At 58.6% G+C, this 6335-nt stretch carries 9 protein-coding genes and 1 pseudogene (1 of these 10 only partly in view); all 10 read right to left on the reverse strand.

Annotated elements, in window-relative coordinates:
* Positions 1-220: 220 nt before the first annotated feature.
* Positions 221-376, reverse strand: coding sequence for a DUF7563 family protein (locus C492_RS26035; RefSeq protein ID WP_449289498.1), 156 nt, complete (start codon positions 374-376; stop codon positions 221-223).
* A gap of 663 nt (positions 377-1039) precedes the next feature.
* Complete coding sequence (locus C492_RS07470; protein WP_008421986.1) at positions 1040-1429, reverse strand: DUF7567 family protein; 390 nt, start codon at positions 1427-1429, stop codon at positions 1040-1042.
* Positions 1429-1773: a hypothetical protein gene (locus C492_RS07475; RefSeq protein ID WP_008421987.1), complete on the reverse strand. Its 345-nt coding sequence runs from the start codon at positions 1771-1773 to the stop codon at positions 1429-1431. The genes C492_RS07470 and C492_RS07475 overlap by 1 nt, the downstream gene beginning before the upstream one ends.
* Positions 1773-2237, reverse strand: coding sequence for a hypothetical protein (locus C492_RS07480; protein ID WP_008421988.1), 465 nt, complete (start codon positions 2235-2237; stop codon positions 1773-1775). The genes C492_RS07475 and C492_RS07480 overlap by 1 nt, the downstream gene beginning before the upstream one ends.
* Entirely contained in the window at positions 2237-2881 is a 645-nt protein-coding gene (locus C492_RS07485) for a hypothetical protein (protein WP_008421989.1), read from the reverse strand. Before C492_RS07485 ends, C492_RS07480 begins: the two co-directional genes overlap by 1 nt.
* Before the next feature lie 124 nt (positions 2882-3005).
* Positions 3006-3353 carry an SWIM zinc finger family protein gene (locus C492_RS22335; RefSeq protein WP_008421990.1) on the reverse strand — a complete coding sequence of 116 codons (348 nt, stop codon included), beginning with the start codon at positions 3351-3353 and terminating at the stop codon, positions 3006-3008.
* A gap of 804 nt (positions 3354-4157) precedes the next feature.
* The gene (locus C492_RS07495) at positions 4158-4502 is read right to left on the reverse strand and encodes a type II toxin-antitoxin system PemK/MazF family toxin (RefSeq protein ID WP_008421992.1); all 345 of its coding nucleotides are present in this window, start codon (positions 4500-4502) and stop codon (positions 4158-4160) included.
* On the reverse strand, positions 4499-4864 hold the full coding sequence (locus C492_RS07500; protein ID WP_008421993.1) for a helix-turn-helix transcriptional regulator: 366 nt from the start codon (positions 4862-4864) through the stop codon (positions 4499-4501). Before C492_RS07500 ends, C492_RS07495 begins: the two co-directional genes overlap by 4 nt.
* Before the next feature lie 101 nt (positions 4865-4965).
* The gene (locus C492_RS07505) at positions 4966-5319 is read right to left on the reverse strand and encodes a hypothetical protein (protein ID WP_008421994.1); all 354 of its coding nucleotides are present in this window, start codon (positions 5317-5319) and stop codon (positions 4966-4968) included.
* 834 nt (positions 5320-6153) lie between these two features.
* A pseudogene (locus tag C492_RS07510) lies at positions 6154-6335 on the reverse strand (IS5/IS1182 family transposase) (it continues 519 nt past the right edge of the window).

A 6335-nucleotide genomic window follows, 5' to 3' on the forward strand; every position in this document is an offset into this window, starting at 1 on the left:
GATGATACGAATGTCGCCATCCATATCGTACCGTTCAGCGATATCGAGGAGATCGAAGAGGCCGCTGTCAGCGTCTTGATCTAGCACGAGGATTAGATATCCCTGAGAGAGGATCCACCCGTCTTAGACGAGTGCAAGCGACTGGAACTGCTCGAGCGCTTTCCCCGGATTGTCTGAAGAGCCCATCGGTGTGTGTTTTCGATATCTACCGCCAAGCAGGTTAATTTTTGAGGCCAGCGGTGGCTCCGTCGTAGCGATCTGTCTGACTCCGGCAGTGGGGACAGGGATGGAGCGTGCCCTGGTTGTCAGCGAACACGAGTTTGTACTGGTCACTGACGTGACCGCCGCAGTTCTCACAGTTAGCCATCAGTACCATCCGTCCCGGTGAGCTGGTCGTAGAGAGCGCGCGTCGTCGAGAGTTCGCCGATTGCCTCGGTGAGAGTCAACGGCTCGGCTAGGTGTTCCTCGAGCGTTTCGCAGATTAGCCAGTGCTGCTTCGAGTTCGGCCTGTATCTGCTCGTCAGACCGGCTATTGGACTTACTCATCGCGACTCACGCTCCGGGCAGTCGGGTGCATGCGGTAGGTTCTTCCGTCCACCGAGTTCGACCAAGAGCTCGCGCCTGCAGTGGGTACATCGGACGTACTGTTTCCCGCCTTGTTCTGGCGGCTCGATGTGTCGTGTGTACGTCTGTTCTTCTCGCTCTCGAACCGGACTAGCGCTGTCGGCGATGAATCCGCCGACGGTGATGGTCTGGTCTTCCTCAGCAGCACCATGAACGCGAGCTTCCGCACGCAAGCGCCGTTTGCGGGCTGCTTCGGTTTCGCAATGTTCTGCTCGCTGTACAATCTGCTCTAGCTCTCTGAATCGATTCATCTGTCAAACCCTCCACCCCTCTCGAGGGGACAACAACACCACCGTACGGAGAGCTGGGTGTCTTCGTGTCTGATTCAGTTCTCGTCAGTCTTTGCGTTCGTCTCNCCCCTCTCGAGGGGACAACAACACCACCGTACGGAGAGCTGGGTGTCTTCGTGTCTGATTCAGTTCTCGTCAGTCTTTGCGTTCGTCTCTCGATCCCACGCTGGCTCCCACTCGCTCTCGTATCCGTCAACGTGGTCTGCATACGCCGAAAACCAGTAGCGATCGTAGCCACGAGACTCGGCCCCAAGCCACTTGCCCGACGCGAGCGCGCCGTACTCATCAGTCTCGGGAATCGGCTCAGCCTCTTCGACGGACCACGTGTACCGGCTGTCGAACTCGGCGATGAAGCCCTGATCGCCAGACGGTTCACGCAACGTACACCGAGTGTTGCAGGTCGCACAGAATACACCCTGATAGACAAGGTGTGTCCATTCGTCGGAGCCACAGACAGGACACTTCACTGTGTCGAACGCACCAGCATACCGCTCTTCAGTGTCGACGATCGCCATCACTCGTCACCTCTCTCTGGACCGATCCGCGTCACACGACCGATCCTGACGTGGGCACCAACCAGTACCAGCGAAACGTGCTCGAGCATCGAGATATCGGTCACGATCGTCTCCCCATCTTTCTGGAGGACAGCGACACCGCTGTCATGGACCCAGACAGAGATGCCGATGCCCCAATGATGCCATCGGTCAGCCGAAAGTTCTCTCGACGGAAGTGAGAGACTCTCGTCACCACGATCGATCGCCGCCTGGCCGCCCTGGCGAAGCGCCCACGCTTGCGACTCGGTGAGCGTGTCCTCAGGTGTATCACTCTCGTCGATGTACGTCAGCAGATCGACCACCATCAGACCTCACCTCCGATGATTCGGTCGATCTCAGCCAGTTCGCGCGCTTCAGCAGCCTCGTCCGTATATCCGACGTCGGTGGCATAGCGCTCGAGGACGGTCACGGCTCCATCGTCGTCCGTGGCTGCTCGTTCGAACAGCTCTTCAAGGACAGCGACGACCACGCGGTCGGCAACCTGGCGGCCGGCATCAACTGCCTCGCTCTCGATACGGCCAAGCCGCGGCTCCGGATATGCATAGGTTTTCGAGGGCCTGGACTTCAGGCTCGAACAGTAGACGACATCGAACACGCGATCGTCTTCGGCTGCGCCGAATCGAGAATTTCTATAGTTATCTAACAAATTGTAATTATTTGCCTCAGACCACTCAGCTACGGTTTGGCCAGTATCGGTGACCACGTGCACTGGTCGCCCTTGTGCGAGATCCAAACAGACGTCGCCAAGTTTGATCGACTGCTCGCTCATTACTCCTCCCCCCCGTCGTCACTGAGAGTGCGAGCAAGCGTTGCGGCCGGCTGCTCGATCGACTCGTGGTGGGCGTGTTTGACATTCAGAAGAGCGAGGTGCGCTCCATGCCCCCACAGCTCTGCCCGGGAAAGTTCGTCAGCGAATTCCTTGAGAACATCGTCGGTCGTCTGACGACCATCGGTGAGCGCGTTGATTCGGCTTGCAATCCGGTGAGGGATTGTATCTCGACAAGAAAGATCTCGTCCTGTGTAGTCGACCATCGTCTCGACGAGCCCTGCGAACGCTTCAATACGTCCGTCGACCGTGGCGTCCCACGCTTCGAAGTCGTCCTCGTCGACAGCGTACGTCACAGCGTCGGGTTCCTGTCTCTCGAGAAGAACCTCGAGAGCCGCTTGCTTCCAGCTGCGGAGATCACGGAAGTCCCAGAACGTCGCGAACTCTTCTAGCGTTTCGATGGAGTGCTCAATTGCGATTTCAGCGCGAACATGCTCAGTCGTTTCGTTACCGTGGTCAGTGATCCGGGTAACCGGCCCGCTAGCAGTCGCGAGGAACCGTCGTGGAAGCGGCGTCGTCTCACCGGTAGACTGCGCTTCATCGGGTGTCTCCGCTGGCTGTGCTGTCGTCTCGTCTGCTCGTGACATCTGTGAAACCCTCCATCCCTCCTCGAGGGGACAACAACACCACGTGCGGTACGTTCGTACCGACGCTAGTCAGTCCAGCAGAGTTACCCCATGCGTGAAACCAAGTCCGATAGCGTGGGCTTACTCACGGCGCCGGTGGGTTCGCCGTGGCCTGCACCCCGCTGGCCTCGAGTTCGCGAATTCGCTGTGCGTGGCATGCAGCCTCGAAAACGGGCGTTCGGATCGCGACTGCAACCCGATGCTTGCATGCACCCCGGTGGTGTACGTCTGCTGGACACGGACAGCTGTGAGGTAAGTCGTCCTCGATCGTGACCAGATACTCGTGGTCCGCGGGATTTGCGTGGCTGGCGTTGCGAACGAGAACGCCTTGCGCGACAAGTTCGAACTCGAAGGCTTCGTACTGGGCGCGTCGGAGCGTCCGCTGGGTCGATTCAAGTCGCTCGAGTGGGTGTAATGATGGTGATGTTGACATAGATCAGTGTAATACCGCTAGACTGATCGATCGTCTCGAGTTACGCGCTCTCGCAGTCGGAGCAGATCAGTTGAACGCCGAGATCACAGGCAGTTTCACAACTCTGCGTCGGAACAAATCAAACTTCCCGCAGAAATCACAGCTCGTGTTAGTGTGCTCAGGGGCGTCGAATACGCCGAAGCGGGAATGCTCGACGGTCGAATCGGACTCGATAGTGAACTCAACGGCGAGTGGGGTTGTGATCCGGCTAACAGTTTGCATCGTCTTTGATTCCTCTACTCCTCGTGAGGGACGAACAACGCCACCGGCTGTCTAGAGTGAGCATCACGCAACGGGGAAGCCGGCAGCGCAACGAGCGAAACCACATCCATTTCAACCCGGCAGCGCAGCGACCAGAGAGCGAGCAGCCCGGAATGGGCGGTCGCGAGCGACGCGGACGGAGGGAAGGTGAGCGGGACGTGCCGTCTCGTTCACACGGGTCAAGGAATATCAAAGCACCCCCACGTTCGGCTCCCCTAGTGGGCTTCGAAAGGGCGAGGCCGTCTCGGTCGTCCCCCGCCGACGCAAGCACCGTAACGACCGAGCGCTGCGAGCGAGTGAGGCGCGCAGCGAGGCGCGGGATGCTGAGCGGCCGAGGGCTTTCGGAGATGATGCTATCGGTCACCCCTCACAGTCAAGATCTTTAGAAACTAGCCAGCGGTCATCCCGAGACGAACACCGTTGACCACCACGCAATCGGGAGCTTCTTAGTCATCTCTCTGAAGTCGTATGGAGCGTCGGACCCAGTCGTGATCTGGTCAGTTGCTATCGAGTGTCGGCTGGAGAATGGAGATACGTCTCCAGCTCGTCGATGACGGTCTGGACGAACGATTCGTCGAGACGACCCTGCCGACGGATGAGTGCAGCATGCTTCGGTGACGCAACCGACCAGGGCGAGGCGTAGCTCTGGCGTGGCATCCCGCCCTCCACCCAGTCGGAATCCTCGATTGGGACCGTTTCGTCGTGGGGGGTAGTCGTCAGCGTGACCGTCATGTACTGTTCGTCGCCGAACGGATGCGTGTCGTTGTTCAGGATTAGCCACGGACGCGGGTTCTCACTTGATTTGAACGGATCCGGTCCCCAGACGACATCCCCGCGTTGATGACTCATTCAGTTGCCTCGTCCGCGTCGTCGACAGCGTGCTCCAACCACTCGTCCATGTCTTCTTCACCGAAGCGGTCGTTGGCCGCCCGCGTACTCTCGAGCATGCTGGTGTACGCCGCGACGTCGTCATCCTCACCGAGCGCCCAGTAGTTGCCCTTGTGCCGAACGAGTCCCCGATCCTCAAGTCGGGAGAGGACGACGCTGATGCTCCCAGCGTTGACGTCGGTCGCATCCCGAATCTCGCTCTGCGTGAACGCCTGGTCTGGATGTGCAGCGAGGAATCGCATCACGCGATCAGCGTTCGTCTCCCTGGAGTGCTGGAGCCGATCCGGTGCCGATGACTCGAACGTCTCGATATCGATGGGCATATGTATTGCTTTGTCGCCGTATGTATTAGATGTATCGGCGTATTTCTGAGCGGTTCAATCTTGCTGATTTCCGAAGGCACAGCTGGAGAGCGTCTGCTGCATCACTCGTCCGCCTCACCAGCATCGTAGGCAGCTTTGATCGATTCCCAGTCCGGATTTGCGTTCGGATAGGTGGCCACTTGGTACGTGTCACCGAAGCGATCAGGCCAGCTCGACGATAACTGGTACACCGCTGTCGGTGCGACCGTCACCTCCATTGGCGTCGAGAACACTACCTTGCTCACCTCGTCCGCGATGAACCGAACCAACGAGAGCACACACTGCCGTCGGCCCAGGGCCCACGGACGCACGTTCCCCTGCTCATAATTCCATGCCGGGAATCGCTCCTCAATGCTCTCCGACATCTCAAGCGCCTGTGTGGTCGTCAGTCGACTGACTAATTCGCGTATCGACATCTCTTGAACCCTCTACCCCTCTCAGAGGGGCGAACAACACCACCGGGCCGATGCGTTGTCGTGTCCTTCCCGTTCGTCGAACCCGCCGTGAACCGTGCCATCGGTCTCACCTACACTCCGAGCAAACGAGGTCGGTATCCCGGATTGTGGCTTCCTCGCATGCTACCGTTGGCACCAGACCGTATATTTCCCAGCTGTCGCAGCTCGCTCCAGAACGGACTGCAAGAGCCTGCACTTCACCGTGAGGATCGTGATCGGGTTTCTTGAACAGCGGATCGTCCCTGGGTTTGAACTCAACATGCCTTGTTGAACGCAAGACAGCGTCGGGGTGGGGTTGATCATACACGGTTTTACGGCGTCAGAGGCCGGTTCTTGGAGTCAGAAGATGCAGTAGCTGTCGCTAGCGGTGTTTGTCGAAGGGTCAGGATTANCCATATCGCCAGACGGCGTCCATTTCAGGGTGAATGTGACGGAAGCTTCCTGCGAGAGCGTCTGAAGTTGTCGTCAATCGGCGGCAAAACAAGGCAAGGGATAGGCTTCGACGCGGTCGAGGACGCGCTCGACCGCGTCGGCCTCTTTCTCATCACTCAGCTTTGCACGCTAGCCTCGGTTGTTGAGTGAATGCCTTGTTGAACGCAAGACAGCGTCGGGATGGGGTTGATCATACACGGTTTTACGGCGTCAGAGGCCGGTTCTTGGAGTCAGAAGATGCAGTAGCTGTCGCTAGCGGTGTTTGCCGAAGGGTCAGGATTATGGTATCTTGCGTCATTGTTCCAGTGACGACGGCGATGCCTCTCCCAGATACGTCCGGAGAAGGGGAGCAGGCGGCGAGCCCTAACTCGCCGCCTGCGTCAGGTTATGGATAATACACTTCCGTGTCAGCTCCCGGAACTGGCCGTGCCAGCTCCGGGAGCGGAGCTTCTCGCTGTCGTCTTCCTTCAACTGCGAGAAGCCGGTTTCACTCATCCAGCGCTGGTTGTAGTCTTCGTTCATTCGGGCGTTGTGGGCCTTTTGCA

This window comes from Natronococcus jeotgali DSM 18795 (genome assembly GCF_000337695.1).
In the GTDB taxonomy this organism is placed as follows: domain Archaea; phylum Halobacteriota; class Halobacteria; order Halobacteriales; family Natrialbaceae; genus Natronococcus; species Natronococcus jeotgali.